At 28.3% G+C, this 22,517-nt stretch carries 14 protein-coding genes; 1 reads left to right on the top strand and 13 read right to left on the bottom strand.

What is annotated here, in order from left to right:
- Window positions 1–4: 4 nt before the first annotated feature.
- From DEFDS_RS03760 to DEFDS_RS03730, 7 genes are all read right to left on the bottom strand, one after another.
- Window positions 5–1,309 (bottom strand): cytochrome c3 family protein, encoded by a 1,305-nt coding sequence (locus DEFDS_RS03760; protein ID WP_013007474.1) that lies wholly within the window; start codon window positions 1,307–1,309, stop codon window positions 5–7.
- A gap of 75 nt (window positions 1,310–1,384) precedes the next feature.
- Complete coding sequence (locus DEFDS_RS03755; RefSeq protein WP_013007473.1) at window positions 1,385–4,342, bottom strand: cytochrome c3 family protein; 2,958 nt, start codon at window positions 4,340–4,342, stop codon at window positions 1,385–1,387.
- Window positions 4,343–4,344: 2 nt separating this feature from the next.
- Complete coding sequence (locus DEFDS_RS03750; RefSeq protein ID WP_013007472.1) at window positions 4,345–5,199, bottom strand: hypothetical protein; 855 nt, start codon at window positions 5,197–5,199, stop codon at window positions 4,345–4,347.
- Window positions 5,200–5,214: 15 nt separating this feature from the next.
- On the bottom strand, window positions 5,215–6,030 hold the full coding sequence (locus DEFDS_RS03745; RefSeq protein ID WP_013007471.1) for a cytochrome c3 family protein: 816 nt from the start codon (window positions 6,028–6,030) through the stop codon (window positions 5,215–5,217).
- Window positions 6,031–6,927: a formate dehydrogenase subunit gamma gene (locus DEFDS_RS03740; RefSeq protein WP_013007470.1), complete on the bottom strand. Its 897-nt coding sequence runs from the start codon at window positions 6,925–6,927 to the stop codon at window positions 6,031–6,033.
- Window positions 6,924–7,949, bottom strand: a complete 1,026-nt coding sequence (locus DEFDS_RS03735; RefSeq protein WP_013007469.1) for a cytochrome c — start codon at window positions 7,947–7,949, stop codon at window positions 6,924–6,926. The genes DEFDS_RS03740 and DEFDS_RS03735 overlap by 4 nt, the downstream gene beginning before the upstream one ends.
- Before the next feature lie 18 nt (window positions 7,950–7,967).
- Window positions 7,968–8,942, bottom strand: a complete 975-nt coding sequence (locus tag DEFDS_RS03730; protein ID WP_013007468.1) for a cytochrome c3 family protein — start codon at window positions 8,940–8,942, stop codon at window positions 7,968–7,970.
- A gap of 577 nt (window positions 8,943–9,519) precedes the next feature.
- Between DEFDS_RS03730 and DEFDS_RS03725 the strand changes: the two genes are divergently transcribed.
- Window positions 9,520–10,419, top strand: a complete 900-nt coding sequence (locus DEFDS_RS03725; protein WP_013007467.1) for a GGDEF domain-containing response regulator — start codon at window positions 9,520–9,522, stop codon at window positions 10,417–10,419.
- Window position 10,420: 1 nt separating this feature from the next.
- On the opposite strand, the gene DEFDS_RS03720 is transcribed toward DEFDS_RS03725, so the two are convergent.
- From DEFDS_RS03720 to DEFDS_RS03695, 6 genes are all read right to left on the bottom strand, one after another.
- A complete protein-coding gene (locus tag DEFDS_RS03720) occupies window positions 10,421–11,962 on the bottom strand; it encodes an EAL domain-containing protein (protein WP_013007466.1) in 1,542 nt (513 codons plus the stop codon).
- A gap of 85 nt (window positions 11,963–12,047) precedes the next feature.
- The gene (gene recD, locus DEFDS_RS03715; RefSeq protein WP_013007465.1) at window positions 12,048–13,760 is read right to left on the bottom strand and encodes an exodeoxyribonuclease V subunit alpha; all 1,713 of its coding nucleotides are present in this window, start codon (window positions 13,758–13,760) and stop codon (window positions 12,048–12,050) included.
- Window positions 13,760–17,056: a UvrD-helicase domain-containing protein gene (locus DEFDS_RS03710; protein ID WP_013007464.1), complete on the bottom strand. Its 3,297-nt coding sequence runs from the start codon at window positions 17,054–17,056 to the stop codon at window positions 13,760–13,762. Before DEFDS_RS03710 ends, recD begins: the two co-directional genes overlap by 1 nt.
- Entirely contained in the window at window positions 17,043–20,090 is a 3,048-nt protein-coding gene (locus DEFDS_RS03705) for an exodeoxyribonuclease V subunit gamma (RefSeq protein ID WP_013007463.1), read from the bottom strand. Before DEFDS_RS03705 ends, DEFDS_RS03710 begins: the two co-directional genes overlap by 14 nt.
- Window positions 20,091–20,123: 33 nt before the next feature.
- Window positions 20,124–21,548: a phosphomannomutase/phosphoglucomutase gene (locus DEFDS_RS03700; protein WP_013007462.1), complete on the bottom strand. Its 1,425-nt coding sequence runs from the start codon at window positions 21,546–21,548 to the stop codon at window positions 20,124–20,126.
- 240 nt (window positions 21,549–21,788) lie between these two features.
- The gene (locus DEFDS_RS03695) at window positions 21,789–22,490 is read right to left on the bottom strand and encodes a hypothetical protein (protein WP_013007461.1); all 702 of its coding nucleotides are present in this window, start codon (window positions 22,488–22,490) and stop codon (window positions 21,789–21,791) included.
- Window positions 22,491–22,517 lie beyond the last annotated feature (27 nt).

Raw genomic sequence — 22,517 nt, 5'->3', positions numbered from 1 at the left:
CCCTTTAATTATTTTTTACAGGATGAACTCTGTCATAACTCTTTGGTTTATGACAACCTACGACACAACTGCCACCAGTTTTAGTCTTTGTAAAATTAATAGGAAGCTCCCAACCTCCAGATCCAAACGGTACAGATTTCCTAACATGCTTTGGCTGATTGGAAGCATGAACTTCGTGACAGGCTTTACAACTTCTTCCCTTACCTTTAATCCTAACATGTAAATAATGAAGATTTTTATCTCCATTTCTAAAACCAGTATACTTTGTTGTTGATGCAAACTGTAGAATTTGTTCATTATGACAATTAAAGCACAAATCATACAAACCTTTTTTATAAGGGTTATAAAACTTTTTAGGAAAAGCCATTTTTAAGATAAAAGGAAATTTCGCACCATGGACATCATGACAAGCAGTACAACCATCTGTTTTAACAGGTCCATGCACATATTTAGAATTCTTTACTTTCTCTCCGATATCATCATGACAATCAAAACAAATATTTTTAGTATCACTCAATAGTAATTTACCAAAATCAGAAGAATGAGGATTATGACAATCACCACAATTTCCATCACTAACCGGTTTATGTTTATATTTTGCATTATTAATTAAATGAAATAAATTTTTGTCTTTTTTATGACAACTCAAGCATAACTCTTTTTCTGATTTTGCCCTTAAATGGAACTTTGTATCAGAATTGTGCGGATCATGGCATTTAGTACAACCATCCTTAACAGGTTGGTGAACCACAACTTTCTTAAAACCTTCTTTTTTATCACTATGACACATAAAACATAACTTATCCTTGTCAGCTTTTAATTGAAATTTATAATCAGAAGAGTGCGGATCGTGGCAAGAGGAACACTCACCTGCTGCTACTGGACCATGTAAGTATTTTTTCACAGTTTTATTATTTTCGTGGCATTCAAAGCATGTCTTGGACTCATTTTTACTCTTTATAAAATATTTATTAGTACCTCCATGTGGGTTATGACAAGCTGTACAATCACCAGTATTTACTGGAGCATGCACATACTTGCCGTTCATTTTATTATCATGGCACATAATACACACAGGATCATCTCCTGTAGGAGATTTGAAATCTATAAAACTCTTTGGTCTATCAATATGTTTTTTAATTTCTATATTACTAGCAACATGACATACAGTACACTGCTCTGCAGCTACAGGTCCATGAGCAAACTCAAGTTTTTTAATATCATTATGACATTTTGAGGTTGTACAATTAAAAGCATATAAAATTAGTGGGGATAACAATATAATAAAGAAAATAAAAAATTTTTTCATTATCAACCTCCAATACTTTATAAATCAAATAAGCAAATTCCATACCAAATCAAATAAAATCAAATAAAATCAAATCTAATTACCTATAAGAATATCTAATATATTTTTAGGTTTCAAGAGTTTTCTTTGACTTTTTTTTCTGTATTTTTCAGTATGGTAATACTTATATCTTGTCAAACCTTCTGCTCCATGGCACGTATTGCACAATTTAATCACTTCGGAATACATTAAAAAACTATTCAACGAATTACCCTCTACATTACTATATATTTTTTTAAAGTTTTCCTTTTCACTCCAAACATGAGCATCATGACAAGTTGAACAAGTAATAATGCCCTTAATATTTTTATTCCCTTGATTATCAAATAATTTTATCCCTTTAGCTATCAACTCATTGTAAGTAATTACTATTTTTGGATGGCCATAATAATTTACAGTTTTTTTATTTGCCAACCCCTTACTGTTATGACAGTATAAACATAAGTCTTCTATGAAATTTTCGTCATTATATTTATTATATGGCCATAATAAATTATTGCTTTTTGGATAATTGTGTGGTTTATGACACTCTTTGCACACCGAATTCAATTTTATATGTAATATATTTTTTAAATTATGTTCAGAAAAAGTAACATCTTTTTTATTTTTATGACAACCTGTACAAAGCTCATCTGTAGAACCTATATTCTTTGAAAGCATAAAATTATTATCTAAATGAGGATCGTGACACGTAGAGCACACTATTTTCCCATCAAGAAGCTTATATTTATTGTAATTTATATTTTGAGCTAACACAAATGGATGGCTATTGTATATGACCTTATCTCCAACAATAGATCTTAATTTATGGCACTCTACACATCTATCGTTATTGTCACTAGTTTTTAAATAATCATTTTTTTGAAAATGTATATCATGGCAAAATTCACAACTGTTTTCATTAAACTTTTTAAATAAATTACCACTCTTTTTACTCACATTGTGTTTAGAATTTGTAAAGGTAGTTTTATCTTTATGACAATTAAAACAAATATTGCTATCATAAGCTTTAAGAAAATAATTTTCTTTATAACCACTATTTTTATTATGTGCATCATGGCATGAGATACAACTCAATTCCTTTAAATTATATTTTTCAGAATCATTCACTTTTCCAATAGGATGCATTAATTTTACCACTTTCTTATGTGCTATACCATCTTTATTATGACATATTAAACAATAATCATTCTCTGTTTTAATTATCTCTTTGAAAAGATATTTTTTGCTTTTAGCATTATGAGGAATATGGCATTCAGTACAAACAAATAACTCATTATTTTTTTTAATTTTTGCATGTTTTGTAATCAAAATGTTATCTTTATCTTTATGACAATTCAAACATAAAATATCAGTATTTTTTGGGTTGTTTATTAAAAACTTACCTAATTTGCCAGGATTATGGGGATCATGACAACTAACACACATTATTTTCCCTTCTATAAACTTACCATTACTAGTTGTTATTTTGTTTGAAGGGATTATATTTACTGGATGAGAATGTTCACCTACCAATTTTTCCTTTGCTATTTTTCCTTTACTATGACAATCATAACAAACATTCTCTAATGAGTTAATTAAAAGATTTTTATTATCAGAGTTGTGTATCTTGTGACAAGAAACGCAATTTAATTTATCTTTACCATGAGCAGAACCAACAATTGCTTTTTTCCTATTATGACAACTTAGACATAACTTACCGTCTTTGACTTCTTTTCTTAAAAAGTTTTTACTTTTTATATGTGAATTATGACATGTAGCACAGGTTATGTTATTACGATTATTATTGTCATTTAATATTTCGCTAAAATATTTATTCTCTTTTTCAAATAATGGTAAATCTGTTTTATATTTACTTTCAATAAATACAGGATGATTGTATTTATTTTTATTAATTACTTTACCTTTCACAATTCTTTTGTCTAAATGACATGAAAAACAAGCTTTACTCAACAAATCATCATCCGTTTTGGGTAAATCCAATGCCCATCCATGAGGATCATGACATGCAGAACAAACACCATGTTCATAAGGTGATTTTTTAAATTTACTCATAAAACTTTTTAATTTTTTCATATTATGTTTGGTAAAATAAATCGCTTTTTTTTCATTATGACATTTAAAACATAACTCATCATTTTTATTATTTATAATCAACAAAGATTTATTTACACCTTTATGGGTATTGTGACATGTAAGGCAGACAATTTTATCTTCAACAAAAATCCCCCCATTTCGTTCAACTTCTATTCTTTTTACTTTATCTTTAAAAATGATATTTACTGGATGAGTTAACACCCCTTTTTTGTAATACTTCCCTTTTTCTAATTTATCGGTATGGCAATAGGAACACAATTCAGAATTAACATATTTACCCAACAGTAGCTTTTTTTCTTTAGGTCCGTGAGGAGTGTGACAACTTTCACATATCACATTATTTTCTCTACCTAATACACCTCCTGCTCTAAAAAATTCTTCATTTATCAAATAATCTACTTTCGCATCAGGGTGATTATTTTTACCAAATTTATTTGTATGGCATGATTTGCATAACTCAGAATTTTCATTTCGCATTCTTAAAAATATACTTCTTGAGATACCTTCTTTCTCAGGTTCACCTGTACCATGAGCACTATGACATGTAGCACAAACAATCTTTCCATCTTTAAGTGGTAACTTTTTTGGAACTATAACATTTTTTGACGGCTTGACACCAACTTTATGTTTATCCTCAGCCCAAACTCGAATTCTACTATCTACAACTGTCCCATCGTGACAGGAAAAACACATTATCTCTTCAGCTACTACTCTTTTTTCAGGAAATTTAACTATATCAGTTCCTTTATGTTGAAACATAAATTCATCCATCCAGCTATAATGACAAAGTGCGCATTCTTTAGCAGGTTCCTGCCCCGTAGGTGCAGAATAAACTTTTAAACTGAATAGAATTAAATTTAAAAATAACATTAAAACAAAGATATTTCTCTTGCTCATTTTTAAAACCTAAAAACGTAAAGTTTTTTGGTAAAATAATCAATAACACTTAAATAATCTTTATAGATTCTTATTCTCACAGGAGATTTGAACTTAATTAATTGCCCTTTTTTACCTAATAAATATTTTAGATCCCCTGTCTTTTTATCAAATAACTGAATGACACCTAAAAATCCATCAGCTACTAACAAATAGTTTTTGTAAAAAGCTATCCCTTTTGGTCTATAAAAACGTCCACTACTGACCCCCCACTTACCTATATATTTAACAAATTTAAATTTATTATTTAATACTTGAACTCTTGTGTTTATAACCTCAGAAACATAAATATCTCCATTTTTATCAATTAATAAATCAAAAGGGTATCTAAATTCTCTCTCATAAAACCCCATAACGCCTACTTCATCAATAAAGTCTAAAGTTTTAGAATTAAATCTAAGGATTTTATGTCCATCATTACTAACAACAATGTATGTATTTTTATAAAATTCGATATCTGTAGGATCCTTAACTTTAATTTCATACATCTTTTTAAAATTTTTATTATAAACGCAAATCTTATTTTTATTTGGTATTGGTACAAAAAACTTATTATCAAAATAAGTTATACCAACAGCTCCTACTGAATCCTCTAATTTAAATTTTCTATTAACCTCCCCTTTTTTAATATTAATTTTGAATATTTCCCCCTTCTTCGCTTCTAAAACAAATAAACTATCTTTGATAAAAACAGCTGCAGCTGGAACCTCTCCAGCTGCAAATTGATAACTATAAATTTCATCAACATTAATTAACTCATAAGCATATATTCTTGAAACTATAATCAACAATAATAAAATATAATAAAAATTTTTCATTTTTTCTCCGCTAACTTACTTTTGTGGCTCTAAAAACTTTGGAATATAAAATTCTTTATATTTATTTACCATTCCAACAACTTCATTACTTAATATCTGTAATACTCTCTCCCTTTTATAACCAATTTCTAACAAAGGCAGATAACTCAAATCAATAGTTAGGGCATGGCATTCATCACATCTAACTGGATTCTTATCTGTGTATTTATGAATAAGTTTTAAACCTTGGCTTTTTTTAGCAGGTGGTAATTTATTTACTACTTTTCTAAACTCCTCAACAAATTTTCTCAATTCAGAAGAATCAGGTCTTATGAATACCCCTCTCTCAAGAACCATAGGAATTAACTTCATTTTGGAATTACTCAAATACTTTGAAATCTCTATACTTTCTTTCACTTCTCCATTTATTTTATCATACCAAACAAACTTTTTTTCTTTCTTAATTCTTATATGACAAGTCTCACAAGCCAAAAAATCACTATGCATATTTAAAAAAGCTCTTACTGCTTTATTTTTATCGTGAGGGATATCTCCATGACATTTAATACATAAATTAATTTCATCATGAATCACACTATCACCAACATGATGAAAATGTTTCTCTAATTCTTCTTCTTTAATTACCTTATACCCAAGATCATAGGTTACCTTTTTTTCTTCAGTTAACATTTCTTTAAATAGTTCTTCCTGCTTACTTTTATTCTCCTTACCATAGTCAACTTTATGCCATATATGCATTGTAAGCTTTACTACAAGGTATGAACTATAAATAATAAAGATAATTCCAATAATGGCATATATTTTTTTTAAAAAGGTTAACTGATGCCTCATCTAAACCTCCTTATCCACATTCGAATATTCAGTACTTTCCATATAATTCATATAATTTTTATACTGCTCTTCTAACTCCTTTTCCTTCACAAGTTTATAAGCATCCATATCCAAAACTAACTCAGGATTATTTTCGACCAACTTATTAATTCTTTGCCACTCTAAATAATACTCATGTTTCATAATCTCTTCAGGCAAATAACCAGTTAAAAACAATGGAGACATTGGAAACTTATCATAATTTACATGTGCATTATACATATGCCAGACTAATATAACTGCTGCTGCAAGGAGTGCTTCATCAGAATGAGCAATAAAGCTAATATTCAATACCCATCCAGGTACATATTTAGTTGCATCAGCTTCAAACCATAGCATTAAACCTGTTAAACCTAAAACTGGAATACCCCAAAATACTGCCCAATAATCAAACTTTTCTCTCCAATGAAACCTTTCATGTCTAGGCTTTTCGTCTGAAATAAAGAAAACATACTTAAGAAAATCTATAAAATCTTTGATATCTTTTAGGCGTGGAAACATAGGTGAAAAATAAATAAACTTTAACATCCCTTTAATAGAAAAAGTATGAGTTTTTATGCTAGGCTTTATATAATAGATATATAAGTTTTTAAAAAGATAGTACCAATGATAGAAAAATAATGCCACCATTGTACTTCCACATATTCTATGTATTACTGTTGTAACTTCTAAGCCTCCAAAAGCTTTAATTATTGTTTTTGCCCATGGATAATAATAAAACTTCAGAGGAAATCCCGTTAAAATTAAAAGTATAAATGTCGTCATTAAAATAAAATGTTGAATTCTTTGGGCAGGCAATAATTTTAAATAATATTTTTTCCCATTTATTATTTTAATCAAAGGGTATTTCTTTATCATTTACGACCTCCTTTCCTTCTTCTAAGGCTAAAATTTGGAAAAATATCTCTAAATAATTCTAAAACTATCATCAAAGCTAAAGGTAAATAGGCACCTAAAGTCAAACAGGTAAAACCAAGCGCTGTATAATATTCAGGTTTATATAAGTTTTTATCTATAACAACATGCATTCTTACTTCACCCATCCCTGGAGTTGCATTTGGGTGACAAGTTTTCTGTGCGCATGTTTTCCATCTGTTTTTATCTGCAATTGAACTATTTGGATCTTTATAACTTCTTACAGAATGGGCAGATTCATTTGGAGACACATGACAATCTATACAAGTTGGAGCATATTCAAAACCAAAAATTACAGCTTTACCATGAAAAGTATCTTTATAGGTTGCAACGGCATTTTTAAGTTTATGTTTTTTAGCCATTTCATCTTTACCATGGCACCTTTCACACATCCTAACTATTTCTTCACTGTTTTTACTTGTATGTAGTCTATGGCTAACATGATTGTAAAAATATTTTGCAAAATCATCTTTATGACATAGTTTACATCTCGCTAACGCTTTTTCGCTTTGCCCTTCTTCTGTTATATCTTTAAAAATCTGAATGGGTCTAAATAATGGGTTATTATGACAATCAACACATTCTGGAAAATCTTTTTCGTCATGATTATTAACATAAGGATTACTTGGATTATGAACACTATTCATTATGGCTTTTTTAACCTTCTCATGCGAAAATCTTTTTTCACTCGTTGGCTCAATAATATGGCACTCATTTAGACAGTTAACTTTAGTATTTTCCTCATGAGGAATTTTCGTTATTTGATTATGACACTCCTTACATTTAATTTTTCCGTGAACTGACGAATGAAACAATGAATCGTTAACATAAAACAGTCTTGTTCTTCCATCCTTATCAATTCTGGATAAAGTACGGTACTTATGACACAGCAAACAATTTTCATCATCCGCTGCATAACAAATGGTCGTTATTAAAAAAACAAAAATAATAAAAATACTTCGCATCCCACAAACCTCCTAAATTTAAATTTTATTATGACACATGATGCATAAATCCTTACCTTTATTAAATCTCATTCTTCTTTCAAATTTACCTGCAGCCTGTTCTGGAATTAATTCATATTGATGAGGTAAGTGACAAGTTACACATAAAATTTGATAATCTTTACCAAAAGGTACATATATACTCTCCTTAGAAAGAAATTTATTTATTCTATCAATAATTACATTATTAGGTTTTATTAAATGATTAATCCCTGTTGGATGTAAACCACTAACTTGATGACAACCATTACATATCTCATTTATATTTTCACTTTTAAGTTTTACATCATCTTTTGTTTTAGCTGTTTGTATATCAGGTATCTTTAGATGACATATAGTACATGTGTTTGTTATTAACTTACCATTTTTATCTATTTGAATATGTGGATTAAATTTTTTGAAGTATTCTTTTTTATGACAATTAAAACAGTAATCCTCTAACCTGCTATACCCTTTCTTTAACAATTTATAGTTGTTAAAATTATTTTGACACTTAAATACATGACATGTAGAACAAACAACTTTCCCCTCTTTTAAGTGAAAATCATCAGGTATTATTACATCTTTTTTCTCTTTGTATACAAAACCAAAACTATGACCATAGAGATTAACATAACTAACATCATGGCACGAAAGACATAATTTAAGTTCATTTTCAGCTTTTTTAATATTTAAAATATTATGGCATACATTGCATAAGTAATTTGAGTTATGAGGATTTCTCTTTTTTTTTATAAAATTTATAAAATACTCATTACTTAAAAATGCACTTTTCTTTTTTGTACCACTGTGACAAATATCACAAGATTTATTAACTAAACAAAAACTCGATATCTCCGATTTTTTATGACACTCTGAACACAAAACCTTTTTATTAACTACATAATCATCTTGATAAGCAAACAAATCGAGAACAAATGTAAATAAAAAAATAAAAAAGTAATACTTTTTCATACCCCTTTACTATGCAAATTTTGTGCCAACAAGACAACCTATTGATACACAAAACTTTTTATTAAACATATTTTATACAAACTCAGTATGAATTTATATTTTATCTAACAGTACCAACCATTTAGCATTAATGTATTAGAATATTCAAATAAACAAAAATGTTAGACAATCAAAAAATATTGTGATAAGAAACTTAGTAGATTAAACTACAATAATATTTATTATATAAAGGGTGTTGCACAATAATAATTGTTTAAGCACCTCAGATTGCTTCGCTGACGCTCGCAATGACAGTGTTTTTGGTCAATTTGAGGCAACGGAAGTTGCCGAAGCAATCTCAAAACTATAGCGATATAAAAAAAATGATCCGTTGTGCAACAGCCTCATAGAGTGTTTAGATGTATTGGCAAAAAGCAAGCTGTTGGAAGGAGCCATAAATTAGAGGATGTTGCCACCATATTCTAGTATGTTGATAATTAATTGTATTAGATTGATTAGGCATCTTTTATTGCCTCACTACGATTCTATTAGCAGATTAATTTGTAACAGTTTAAAATATATTTAAAAAAGGTGAAACATGTTCAAAATTCTTATTGCAGATGATGATAAGGATATGAGAGAAAATATGAGATTTTTTTTAGAAAAACTAAATTATGACATTATTGAGGCTTCTAATGGCATAGATGCCCTAGAGAAAATTAAAAATGATAATATATCGATAGCGTTAATAGACTGGCTAATGCCAGGTCTTACAGGAATAGAATTGTGTAAAAAAACTAGAGAGTTAAATTTAGATAACTATGTTTATATTATAATTGTTACAGGTAAATCTGAAAAAGAAGATACTCTTGAAGCACTACACCATGGTGCAGATGATTATATTGTAAAACCTTTTAGTTTCAAAGAATTAAAAATTAGACTTTTTAGTGCTGAAAGAATAATTAAGTTAGAAAATAAATTAAAAGAAGCATACGCTAGACTTTATAATGATGCAATTCACGATTTTTTAACCGGTGTATTAAATAGGCGAAGTATTATGTCTGAATTAGAATCACTTTCTAACAATCCTAATGATGAAATTGGTATTATTATTATAGATATAGATAATTTTAAAAAAATTAATGATACATATGGGCACTTAGTAGGTGATGAAGTTTTAAAAGAAATAAGCAATATTATATCTAAATCATTGAGAAAGGATGACTATGTGGGGAGATATGGTGGAGAAGAATTTTTAGTAATTCTGCCCAAACTCAATATAAACGAATCATTCACTGTAGCAGAAAGAATTAGAAATAGTATTGCAAATCACAATTTCCACATTGGTGATATAGACTTTAAAATTACTGTTAGCTTAGGTGTATCATCTTTAAAAAAATTTAAAAACATAAAAGATGCGCTAAATGAAGCTGACAAAGCACTTTATGTTGCCAAAAGAACTGGGAAAAATAAAACCGTTATAGCAGAAAATAAATAACTTAAACTTTTAGGTCGGGAACGGGGGGAGAAAAATAATACCCTTGAGAAAATTCTACTCCCAATTTTTTTATAATTTCATATATAGTTAGATTTGAAACAAACTCTGCTATTGGGTGGCACTTTAATGTCTTAGAAATTTCAACGATATGTCTAACAATATCATAAGTAGAACTATCTGATTCTATATTACTAATCAAAGAACCGTCTATCTTTATATAATCTATAGGCATGGAAATCAGCTTACTAAAATTGGAATATCCTACTCCAAAATCATCTATAGATATTAAAAACCCATTTTCCTTAAATTTAATAACTTCATCTTCCAACTCATAAAAATTTTCATTTTCAAGAAGCTCAATCGTGACTCTACCACTTTCAATATTGTATTCTTTACATTTATTAACCAAATAATTTAGTATACCATTTTCCACATCCATTGGTGTTAAATTAATCGAAACTTTTTTATGATTATCTTTCATTCTTTTAAATACTTCATCTATCAAAATCTTTGTTAAATCCTTGATATAACCAGATTCATTTGCCACAGACATAAAAAAATTTGGTGTATAAATCTTTTTACCAATCTTTATTCTCATAAGTGCTTCATATTTTTCCACAGCACCAGTAAAATTATTTACGATGGGTTGAAAATATGGAACTAAACATCCATCTATCTCATTTTTTATAAGTGCAGTTATCCTGTTTAACCATTCCCAGTTATTTTTATAAAGTTCTACAATATTATTAATTTTACTATAAGATAGATAATCTCTGTTTAGTTTTTTAGCTTCTAAAAGAGCAGTTTCGGCCAACTTTAATTGTAGCTCTGGATAATCCTTATTTTTTTCCTCTAAATCTTCACATTTTGAAAAACCCAATCTAACACTAATAGGTAAGTTAAAACCATTAATCTTTATGCTTTTACTCGACAAGCTTTGATATATTTTATTCAAATACAAATCTTCATTTATTTCACAAGCCAAACCAACCGAATCATAAACAACAAAAATATTTCCATATAATCGGTAAATACTAAACTCTTTAAACATATCCCTTAAAATTTTAGATAGCTCTATTAGATATTTATTCCCTGTATCATAACCATAAATACTGTTTATCTGCCTCATAGATTTTATATCAATAAGAACTATAACAGATTTGTAATCAATGTGCTCTAACATATCGTAGTATAATTTATTCCTGTTTGGTAAGTTTGTCATAGGATCATAGTTTGCAAGATAATTCAATCGTTTCTCTTTTTCTTTTATCTCTGTAATATCAAAACCATAAACTAAATAAGTATTTTGGTTATCAATAAAATATGAAAAGAACTTATAAATTTTTTTATTAGATAATTCTAATTCAAAATCAAATTTATTTTTCTTATTTTTTATATCTTCTACAACTAATGGCGGAAGTTCTTTATCTTTTAGGATGTTATCTGCAGCTCTATTTTTATATAAAATATTCCCATCTGTATTTATCAACAAAACCGGTTCAGGATTATACTCAGGCAAATATCTTAACAGTTCTTTAACCAAATTTTCTAACCTTATTTTTTTTGTATATTTATTACGTTATTAAAGATAATACAAAACTTAACAAAGATTGACAAGTGAAACTTATTTATGACTCATAAAGTAACTTGCCTATAGCAGACTTTCTATCAGTCTTTCGTTTGATAGCATTAAACAATATCTGTTTATCTCCAATTATAATTACCCTTTTTTTAGCTCTCGTAATTGCAGTGTAAATCAGCTCTTTTGTTAACATTTGATGGTCTTTATTCCCTAAAATAAAATAAACATTATCAAATTCTGAACCTTGACTTTTGTGCACTGTCAAAGCAAAACCCAAATCATAACCACTTATCAATGACTCTGGAAACTTTAAATACTCTTTATTCAATGAATCATAAAACATCAAATATTTTTTATCCTCTACCACTGCCACACCCATATCACCATTATACAACCCATTTGAATAATCATTTTTATTTATTATGAGCTGTCTACCCGTATACCAATCTGTTGCACCAAAGCTTTTTTTTAATTTTTTATCCACATAAAAATTTAGAAATTCTGTCCCAAAATCCCCTCTTTTAAATGGAGTTAAAATTTTGATTTTGTTCAAAGCCTGAAGGTAATTCTCTTTTATCTCTTTTTTAAAATCGTCAACGATATTCTCAATCACATTTTTATTTAAATCATAAAACAACAGGCCATCAAAACCTCTTTCACTAAAAATTAGTTCTTCTAATTCATTATATTTCTCAAATTTTATTAACTCAGCCAATCTGCTTATTCCGCTATTTTTTCCAAATCTATAACTTTCGTCAAATTCAATTAAACAGTCAACAATTGGCATAGAATCATTTTCCACAACATTACCATTAAAATCAAATTTATTTGCTATATTCTTCGTAAAAAAATTTAAGGTATTTAACCCAAAAAACTCTTTTATACTACAAATCTCCCCAAGTACTGCTCCAGCCTCAACCGAAGAGAGTTGATTTTTATCCCCAATTAATATCAAACGAGCATCATCCTTTAATGCCTGTAAAACGTGATAAAATATTTCCACATCAACCATTGAAACTTCATCGATAATTAAAGTATCAAAAGGTAATCTGTTATTTTTGTTATAATAAAAACGCATCTCTCTGCTATTAGCACCAAGAAGTCTATGAATAGTACAAGGAGGCTCAATTTTATCAAGAAAAGGGAACTCTTTTAATGATTCTAAAATCCTTGATACTGCTTTTCCAGTAGGTGCTGTTATAGCAATTTTATGATTATCATTATTATCTAAAATTGTCTCGATTATCTTTTTGATTACAGTGGTCTTACCAGTCCCAGGCCCCCCTGATATTACCATAAAATTGTTTATTACAGAAAGACTTACAGCAAGATTTTGTAAGTTATTTAAGTTCTCATCATAAAAAAACTTTTTTATTCCTCTTTTTTTCGCTGATAATTCTCTGATTTTATCTGCAATATATTTTTCATAATTAAAAATCCTTTTAAAAAATAGTTTATCATCAAAAACCACTACCAAGTTTTTCAAAAAGTTATACTTTACAATTTCTGATTTTATCTTTTCACTATCTGGAAAAATAAAGCTTAATCCTTTATCATCTAATTCAAAAAATTCTAACAAATCACGGTTTTCAATACACTTCAAATCAAGACAACTATCCCCATTTTCATAGCTATATGCTAATAATAAAAAAATATTTTTAATTAGCGGATTTTTTGTATTCTCATATACCCATTTAGCAACTTCATACTCAAAATAACCTATAATTTTGTTTTTAAGTAAAATATCTAATACCATCATCAAAAATACTCTAATAGTTTATTTAACTCTTGTTTGCTTAAAGAAAATTTATAATATCCACATTCTTTTTCAGGCTCAAAACCTCTTAAAAATATGTAAAACACATCACCAATTTCATATTTAAATCCACTACTTTGTAAAAATCCATAAATGGCAATCTGATAAATAACCATCTGTAAATAATAATGATGCAATGCTATCTCATCAATTAAACGCTCCCTTGAATAATCTTCAATAGATGAACCTAAAAAATTAGATTTCCAGTCAACAATATAGACTTTTTTATCATATTCAAACACAAGGTCAATAAAACCTCTTAAAAATGTCAAAACACCTTTTTCTACATCAATATCTTGCAATCGCTTAGAAAAAACTGACAACCCTTTATTACTAAAAATACTTTTTAACTCATCTAAAAATCCACGAGAATCATTTAATCTCAAAAAAAACTCAAATTCTTTACTACATTTCTCATCATCTAACTCTGCAAATCTAAAATTTTTATCAATTGCTTTAATTTTTTTATTTAAAACCTTAGATATTATTTTATAAGCTTCTAAGCCAGCAGCTTCATCAAATCCCAGCTTTTTTCCATACTCAAAGCAAACATTCTTTATTTTTTCACTACTCCATCCAAATGATATATCCTCCAAGATCTTATGCAAATAATTGCCAGTTTTTGCGCCAGGAGGTAAAGATATATTTTCTGCAATAAAGTGTTCTTCCTTTTCATCAAGCTCTAATAACTCTTCAAGCTCAAAAATTTCGTTTCCTTTTTCTAAATTTTTTGCAGATTTAATCATTGAAGAATAACTACTTAATATATAGCTATTTTTAAACTCCCCCGAAAATTTTTCAAAAACTAATTTTTTATCCTCATTGCTAAAAGATACTTTTTTATCTGTCGAAGGGACTAAAGTATCAATATATGCATTATCACCCAAAAAATGCTTTAATCTCTGTAGTTTATCGTCAAAAGAAACTTTATCATTTAACTCTGCACCATACAAAAAAGTATCCAAGTATTTATACCCTCTCCTTTTATAATCAAAAATTACACATTTACACTTTGCTCTTGTTAAAGCCACATAAAATAGTCTTGCCTTCTCCTGAATATCGTCTTCAAGAATACTATCCTCTCCATAAATAAACTCTAACAAGTGCTTATTTTCATTAAAATTGTAGAAAAATTTATAAAAAGTTCCCTGCCTATCAAACTGCTTTGGATAATCAAAAAATGGTATGATAACAAACGGAAACTCAAGACCTTTACTTCTATGAATTGTTATTATCTGAATAGCATTTTCATCAGATTCTAAACGCAATTCATAATCTTCACTCCCTTTTATATCCCCCCTTCTCCTTTTAATAATCCAGCTTTTCATCTTTTCTGGAGAATAAACATCATTTAAGGTTTCTTCCTGCAAAAGTTCTAAAATATGCAGATAATTTGTATAAATTCTTTCACCATTTACCCTTTTTAAAATTTTTCCCTTACTATTTTCATCAAAAAAAATCTTAATAAATGCAGGTAAAACACCTAACTTTTGTAAATATTGAGAATAAAGAGCAAATTTCTCAGCATATTCTCTAATAATTTCATCATTAATCTCATAAATCCTTTTATCAAAAACCGGTGTTAGTAAAGCTGTTTTAATCTTCGATGGATTTTTATAATCTTCCAGTGCATCTAAAATTTTAATCAGCTCAAATGCTTGATCTGTTTCAAAAACAGTTTTTGTGGTATTTAATACAGACTTTACGCCTCTGTTGGACAAATATTCTCTAACACTTTCTGCATCAAAATTTGTAGGGACAATAACTGCAATATCTTCAGGTCTTAACCCCCTTTCTTCATCACCATCAATTATTTTTTCATGAGAAAGGGCATAGTTTATCCGGTTAAATAGTGAATCTAAAACTTGATTTTTATTTGTACAATCAAGAAGGTAAATTTCAAAATCACTATTTACAAAAGATTTTATTTTAAATTTATTTTCTTTAAAAAACGATACTTGTTGATACGTTATTCTGTCATCACCAAAGAACGATGCTTTTGAAAAAATCTTATTATAGTTTTCTATTAAATTATCAGTTGACCTATAACAGATTGATAAAACAAACTTATTCTCTTCTTTGATATTTTTTGTGGCATAAAAATACGCATTTAGGTCAGCCCCTCTAAAACCATAGATAGATTGCTTAGGATCGCCGATATAAAATACAGTTTTCTCATTAAATATTTTATTAAAAATCTCAATTTGGAAAAAATCGGTATCCTGAAACTCATCAATTAACAAAACTTGAAGGTTTTTATATCTGCTTGCAAGCTCACCACTATTTCTCAACGACAAATAAACATTTTTTACAAGGTCATTAAAAGTAATGATGTTATTTTTAAGTTTCTTACTATCTAAAAACTCCTGTATGCTTTCGAGATTTGAAATAATTTTATTCTTTATATAATTTTTAAAATCAGTTACAATTTCATCCCTTAACTTCTTTATAGACTCCAAATATTTTGATTCACTTTTGTTAAACTCATATTGAAATATATCAAAATCAAAGATTTTAGTTTTTTTAATAAAACTTTTTACATACCTGTTTGCTGTATCTTCATTTTCCTCAAGCTCATCAATGGATTGATATAACTTTTCTATCTTTTCAACCAACTCTTCACAGTTAATGTTTGATTCTTTAATATAATCCACATCCGAATACCTTAAAAAATCTTCTATAAAATTTTCAAAGTCTGTTGGGGAATAAATCCTAAACAACAAATCTATAATTTTTGGATCTTCCCCATAAAAGACCTTTCTAAACAGATGATATACTGAGTCTTCTATCAACTCTTTGTCACTACTCTCAATCTCATAATTAAAAAGTGATTTCGTCTCTAACGGATTTTCAACTAAAACCTTTTTACAAAACTTATGAATTGTAAAAATAGCTGACTCATCCATCATAAAAAGTGCCATTTTCAAATGGCTCAAAACTTTTTTATCACCCTTAAAACCTTCTAAATATAATTTTAAGTTTGAGTCTATGTCATCACTTTCTTCGTTTATGAATCTATAAGCGTTTACTAAAAATTTCCTTATCCTATTTTTTAACTCTTCTGCAGCATCAACAGTAAATGTTACCACTAGTATATTTTCTGGTAGCATCGACTTTTCGATAATAAGTCGCAAGTAGATAACAGCGATAGTGTATGTCTTACCTGTTCCTGCAGATGCTTCTATTAAATATTTGTTTTTTAAGTTAAATCCAAACTTATATGGATCAAATAGTTTCAAAATTTACCTCAAAATTATACAGTTTTTGATTAATCTCTTTTAAAAATTCAAAATAACTTCTGTTGATTTCAAAGTTATCAACAAAATATATCAGATAGTTATCTACTTTGTTATTAAACATCTTTTGAAATAAAGAGTTTTCAAGACTTCTCAAAAATTCTTCATATGTTTTATCTACTATCTTATCGTCAAATATTATTGGTTGGCATTTTCCACGCTCAAAAACATCCACAATAAAAGATAAATAACTAAAATCGAGGTTAAAATCGGCAGATTTTATTTCATTTTCCCTAATAAGATAGAAACTATTTTTATTTGAAACCAAAGTTTTTACTACCCATTCTAACTGATAACTTTTATCTTTAGCTTTGTTAAAGAAATCCATAAAAAATAGGTTGCCATTTATCTGATAATAAATTTTCCCCTCCAGTGAAAATTTATCACTAATTTTACAATTAATATCTAAGTCATTTAGCAATTTAAGAGAATATTCAGGTGAAACTCCTTTTAACAAATTATCAAGATAATATAACCTCCTTTTTATTCTTTCTAAATACCCTTTTCCAATATTTGCGTGAGGCAAATCTCCACTAAATTCAAGCTTATCAATCACTTTAAAATCTCTTAATATTTTAAAGATTAAATTGTATTCATCATATTTCCCAAGATAAAGAGGTTCTTTTGACTCTAAAACACTTGTTTCTTCTTCAAAATCAATACCATTTTCTTTAAAATAATATTTTAACGGATTGCGCAAAAAAGTAGTAAGTTTACTTAGACCAATCTTTTCTACTTTTTCTCCATTATCTACTTGTTTTGAAGATAAAACCAAAATATTCTCTTTTTCAAAACTCAAATTATTATTAGATGCTATTTTAAAATCATCTTCGTTATAATTATAAAGTTTACTATTTTTTTCAAAATATTTACTATTAAAAGAGTGCAGTGGGTGCTCAATCCTTTCTAAATGCATAAAATCAACAAGCTCCACCACAGGAAGTGAAGGGTTAATTATCTTATTCTTTTTTAAGTCTCTACCGATAAAGCTTATATAAAGATATTTTTCAGCAGAAATTATTGTATCAAGAAACAACAGTCTGTCAGAAAGTTTTGCATTTCTATCCCCTTTTCTTCTATTTTTTTCCATTTCATTAATAAAAAGTTTAACATCTTTCCGTGGAAAATTCTCATCTGTCATCCCAAGCATACAAACCACTTTAAAAGGGATACTTCTAAGAGGAACAAGCTCACAAAAGGTTATCCCTCCCCTCATAAAATTATAAGAATTTTTCACGTCATTTGTTACTACCCTTAAAATCTCTAAAAAACCTTCTAAATCAACTATTATTTCCTCACTTTCAATCTTTTCTAACTCACTTAAAAAACTTAGGAAAGAGGCTGAATCGCTAAAATTTTCACCGATAAAATCATCAACAATATTAAACAAAATCTTTTTTGCATTTTCTAAAGATACTTTATCTTTAAAAGATTCATAATAAAATTTTATTTTATCAATAATATAAAGTAACTTACCAAGCAGATCTGCCTGCGAAAGTTTAATATTTGTGTATGGCAACACATTATCAATAATATAATCTTCTCCACTAATCATCCCCAACATCAATCTCTTATAAAAATATCCAAAAGTATTATTTAAAGATATATTTTCATAAAAACTTTTTATTTCACTTTCAGAAAGCCCCCACCTTAGATTCAGCTCATTTATCAGATAATTTATTACATTCAACTCGTTTTGATTGATATCAAATTTTGATCTAATAGCTTCATTCTCAATCATATCTAAAAAATCAACCACACTCAAATCTTCCCTCAAACAGCTCAAAATCTTAAAAACTCCTTTAATACCAACATCATCATTTAAATAACTATTATCAGAGATATTGTATTTGATATCCTTGTTTTTAAATACTGCATCAATAAAAGGGGCATATTCATTTATATCAGAGCACATCACTACAATATCTTCTAAAGAAATTGACTTATCCTTATCAAGAACACTTAAAATATAATTATAAACACCTTCTACCTCTCTCAGTTTACTATGAAAAGAGTGGACTTGGATTGTGTCATCATTTACAATTTCTGCATCTTTAACATTTTCAAAAATACTCTGTTTAAGTGTGCTAAGAGCGGTTTTACCATCGTAATCTTTATAATCTTCATACTCTATAGGTGTTGGCTCCATATCATATAATAAAGAAATAAACTCCTGTAACATCTTACCATTATTCAATAATATTGTATTGCCATCCTCAAAATAATCAGTAAGGCTACCATATTTCTTTTCAAAATATACTCTCGCCTTTTCGCCTAAATCTTCAAACCAATAACTTTTGGAGGGATTGATAGTGTATAAATTAACCCTTTTAAACTGTGACAAATTTTTCAAAAAATTAATATAAATTGGAGGTAAAATGGATATGGAAAAAAGATTTATTGTATCAGGTATTTTTTCAAGAAGGTTTTTATCAAATTTATCTTCTATAAATTTTTGAATACCAACAACAATATTTTGCCTTGAAACAACAACCTTTTTAAAAAGTTCTCTCTGCCATTTTGTCATTATTTTGTCAGGATTTAATAGATATTCATACCTATAAGTTATATACTGGTCAAAAATATCAGATAGTTTCAACGCAAGTTGGACACATTTTTTACCACCAACATCATCAATATATGCTGAGAGCTCTTTTGGAACACTTTTCTGTAAGTATCTAAGAATTTCCAAAAATATTTCTTTTTTATCTAAAAGTGCTTTTTCTTTATCAAGAAGTTGTAATATTTCTAAAATTTCTAATATAAAATTTCTTGGAAAAAGAAAATTAAAATTGCTAAAAAAACCTTCTCTTTCGGTAAATTTTAAAGACAACCATCTAACCATCCCATCTGTTTGAACAACAATCCATCTCCGATCAAAGAAATGTTTAACAGATGCTGATTTAATATTCGTATATAATTTATCAAAAAGTATATTTAAATCATTTGAAAGGTATAAATGTAGTCCGTTTTTCATAATAAAATAAAGGGGAAAATTCCCCTATTTCTCTTAAATAAGATTTTTAAGCTCGCTCTCAATAATATTTTGATATTCTGCCATTTTATCTTTACTTGAAGCTTCAAATCTCATCACAAGCACCGGTTGAGTATTACTTGCTCTAAGTAGCCCCCATCCATCTTCAAAAATTACCCTAATGCCATCAATATCAATAATATCCTTTATGTTATATTTGCCATTATCTTTATATTCTTTAAAAAGTTCTGTTAACTTTTTAACGATTTCAAACTTTTTATCCTCTGGGCATTCAAAACGTATCTCTGGAGTATTATAAACCTTTGGAACATCAGATAATAAATCACTCACCTTTTCTACTTTTTTATCAATAAGATTATTTACATAAGCCTCTAAAAATCTAACAGATGAATAAATGGCATCATCATACCCAAAATATCTATCATTAAAAAAGATATGTCCGCTCATTTCACCAGCTAGTTCTGCATTTGTCTCTTTAAGCTTATTTTTAATGAGAGAATGGCCAGTTTTCCACATTATCGGCTCTGCACCTATCTTTTTAGCATAGTCAAAAAATACTTGTGAAGCTTTTACATCAGCAATAACCTTTGGCTTTTCATAAAATTTCTTCAGCTCTTTTGTATAAACAATTAGTAGCATATCACCCCAGACAATGTTTCCACTTTCATCAACTACACCAATTCTATCCGCATCACCATCATACCCTATACCAAAATCAGCTGATTCTTTTTTAACAGTTTCTATCAAATCTTTTAAATTTGCTTCCACTGTAGGATCTGGATGATGGTTTGGAAATCTACCATCCTCTTCACAATACAATTCTACTGTATCAACACCCAGACGTTTAAAAATCTCTGGAGCTACCCTTGAAGCAACCCCATTACCAGCATCTATTACAACTTTAATTTTTTTACCTAAATTATCTATTTTCTCTTTTAATTCTTTAAAGTGCTCAACATTCCAATCAATGTATGCACTCACTATATCGTAATTGCTCACAGTTCCTTTTTTATCTGATTTCCTATAACCATATTTCATAATATTTTCATAAACAGATTGAATCTTCTCAGAGTGAAACGTCGTTTTTCCTATACCAAATTTCATCCCATTGTATTCCGGAGGATTATGGCTTCCAGTAATCATAATAAACCCATCAGGGTTCAAATGAAATGCACTAAAGTAAGTAACTGGAGTGGGACATCTTCCAAGCTCCACAACATTTACTCCAGCATCTATCAACCCTTCCTTTACCCCTTCAAAAAGCTCATCAGAAGATAGTCTAACATCTCTTCCAACAGTAACAGTAGGGTTTTCCTTACCCGTTTCTTCTTTTACTTGATAAGCAAAAGTATTTGCTATCTGTTTTATAACTTCTTTATTAAAATTATCAGGAACAACCCCCCTAATATCATACTGTCTAAAAATCCCTCTATCTATCATTTCCACCTCCTTTTTAAATAAATCATCATTAATAACTTATTAAAATAATAACACATTTTCAAGAAAAAAAGAAATTACTGATTAATAAGACATAATTTTTCTCAAAATCAAATGTAAAAAGAAAATTTTAGTGGATAATTTTCAACTTATAATAATGCTAACATCTTGCTTTGAGTAATATCACAAAATAATCATACATTTTCAAATTATTAACTTTTATGGCCTTTGTTTTTTTACATATTACCAGTCTTTTCCAATTAAAGTAATATCATCATGTAATCTATCAGGAGCATAATTGTATAACAATTGAATTATCTGCTTTTTAGTCTTTTTTAGACTAGGTTCAAATATATTAATCATATTATCATTAGTTATAAATGACAGTTTTGTTTGCATACGTCTTGAGGTAGCCCAATCTTCACCCCCTATAATTGTTTTTGTATCCTTTAAGCAAATTCTATTTAAATTTTCCCATTTAATCTCTTTGACTCCTTCAGGATATTGAATAATAATACCGTTTCTATCGATTTCTATACTTTGTGTGTCTATGTTAGAGATAAAAAAAGCAGTAATTGCGGCAGATGGTAACCAAAACATAGCTACCACTTGCAAAACCATAGGCTCTGTATCATATAAGTATATTTTAGTATGAAATATTGTATCAATACCCCACGCCAAAGCTGAATATGCTGCAAAACTTAATGAAATAATAAATATAATATCACCCATTTTAGCCAGCCATCTTGGATTTAGGCCAATACCTTTTCTCTTAGAATAAGACTTTTTAAGAAAAAAATATCCATATAATATTAAAAAACTTGATAATGTGTAAGCCACTATTGAAATTGTATAATTTAACTTTATTTCACCAAATAGAACTATAATTCCTAATCCTAAACTTATCATCATATAAGCAATAAATCTGTATATATAAGTGTGCATAAATATTACTCCTCTAAAAAAATATCA

Source organism: Deferribacter desulfuricans SSM1 (assembly GCF_000010985.1).
Taxonomy (GTDB): Bacteria; Chrysiogenota; Deferribacteres; order Deferribacterales; family Deferribacteraceae; genus Deferribacter; species Deferribacter desulfuricans.
Note: the sequence above shows the minus strand (reverse complement) of the source record. Positions and strands in the feature narration are given on the sequence as shown.

Excerpts from the sequence above, each read along its gene's own strand:
- DEFDS_RS03755 (WP_013007473.1), bottom strand. The coding sequence starts at position 4,342 with ATGAGCAAGAGAAATATCTTTGTTTTAATGTTATTTTTAAATTTAATT.
- DEFDS_RS03695 (WP_013007461.1), bottom strand. The coding sequence starts at position 22,490 with ATGCACACTTATATATACAGATTTATTGCTTATATGATGATAAGTTTA.
- DEFDS_RS03730 (WP_013007468.1), bottom strand. The coding sequence starts at position 8,942 with ATGAAAAAGTATTACTTTTTTATTTTTTTATTTACATTTGTTCTCGAT.
- DEFDS_RS03745 (WP_013007471.1), bottom strand. The coding sequence starts at position 6,030 with ATGAGGCATCAGTTAACCTTTTTAAAAAAAATATATGCCATTATTGGA.
- DEFDS_RS03740 (WP_013007470.1), bottom strand. The coding sequence starts at position 6,927 with ATGATAAAGAAATACCCTTTGATTAAAATAATAAATGGGAAAAAATAT.
- recD (WP_013007465.1), bottom strand. The coding sequence starts at position 13,760 with ATGATGGTATTAGATATTTTACTTAAAAACAAAATTATAGGTTATTTT.
- DEFDS_RS03735 (WP_013007469.1), bottom strand. The coding sequence starts at position 7,949 with ATGCGAAGTATTTTTATTATTTTTGTTTTTTTAATAACGACCATTTGT.
- DEFDS_RS03700 (WP_013007462.1), bottom strand. The coding sequence starts at position 21,548 with ATGATAGATAGAGGGATTTTTAGACAGTATGATATTAGGGGGGTTGTT.
- DEFDS_RS03760 (WP_013007474.1), bottom strand. The coding sequence starts at position 1,309 with ATGAAAAAATTTTTTATTTTCTTTATTATATTGTTATCCCCACTAATT.
- DEFDS_RS03705 (WP_013007463.1), bottom strand. The coding sequence starts at position 20,090 with ATGAAAAACGGACTACATTTATACCTTTCAAATGATTTAAATATACTT.
- DEFDS_RS03725 (WP_013007467.1), top strand. The coding sequence starts at position 9,520 with ATGTTCAAAATTCTTATTGCAGATGATGATAAGGATATGAGAGAAAAT.
- DEFDS_RS03750 (WP_013007472.1), bottom strand. The coding sequence starts at position 5,199 with ATGAAAAATTTTTATTATATTTTATTATTGTTGATTATAGTTTCAAGA.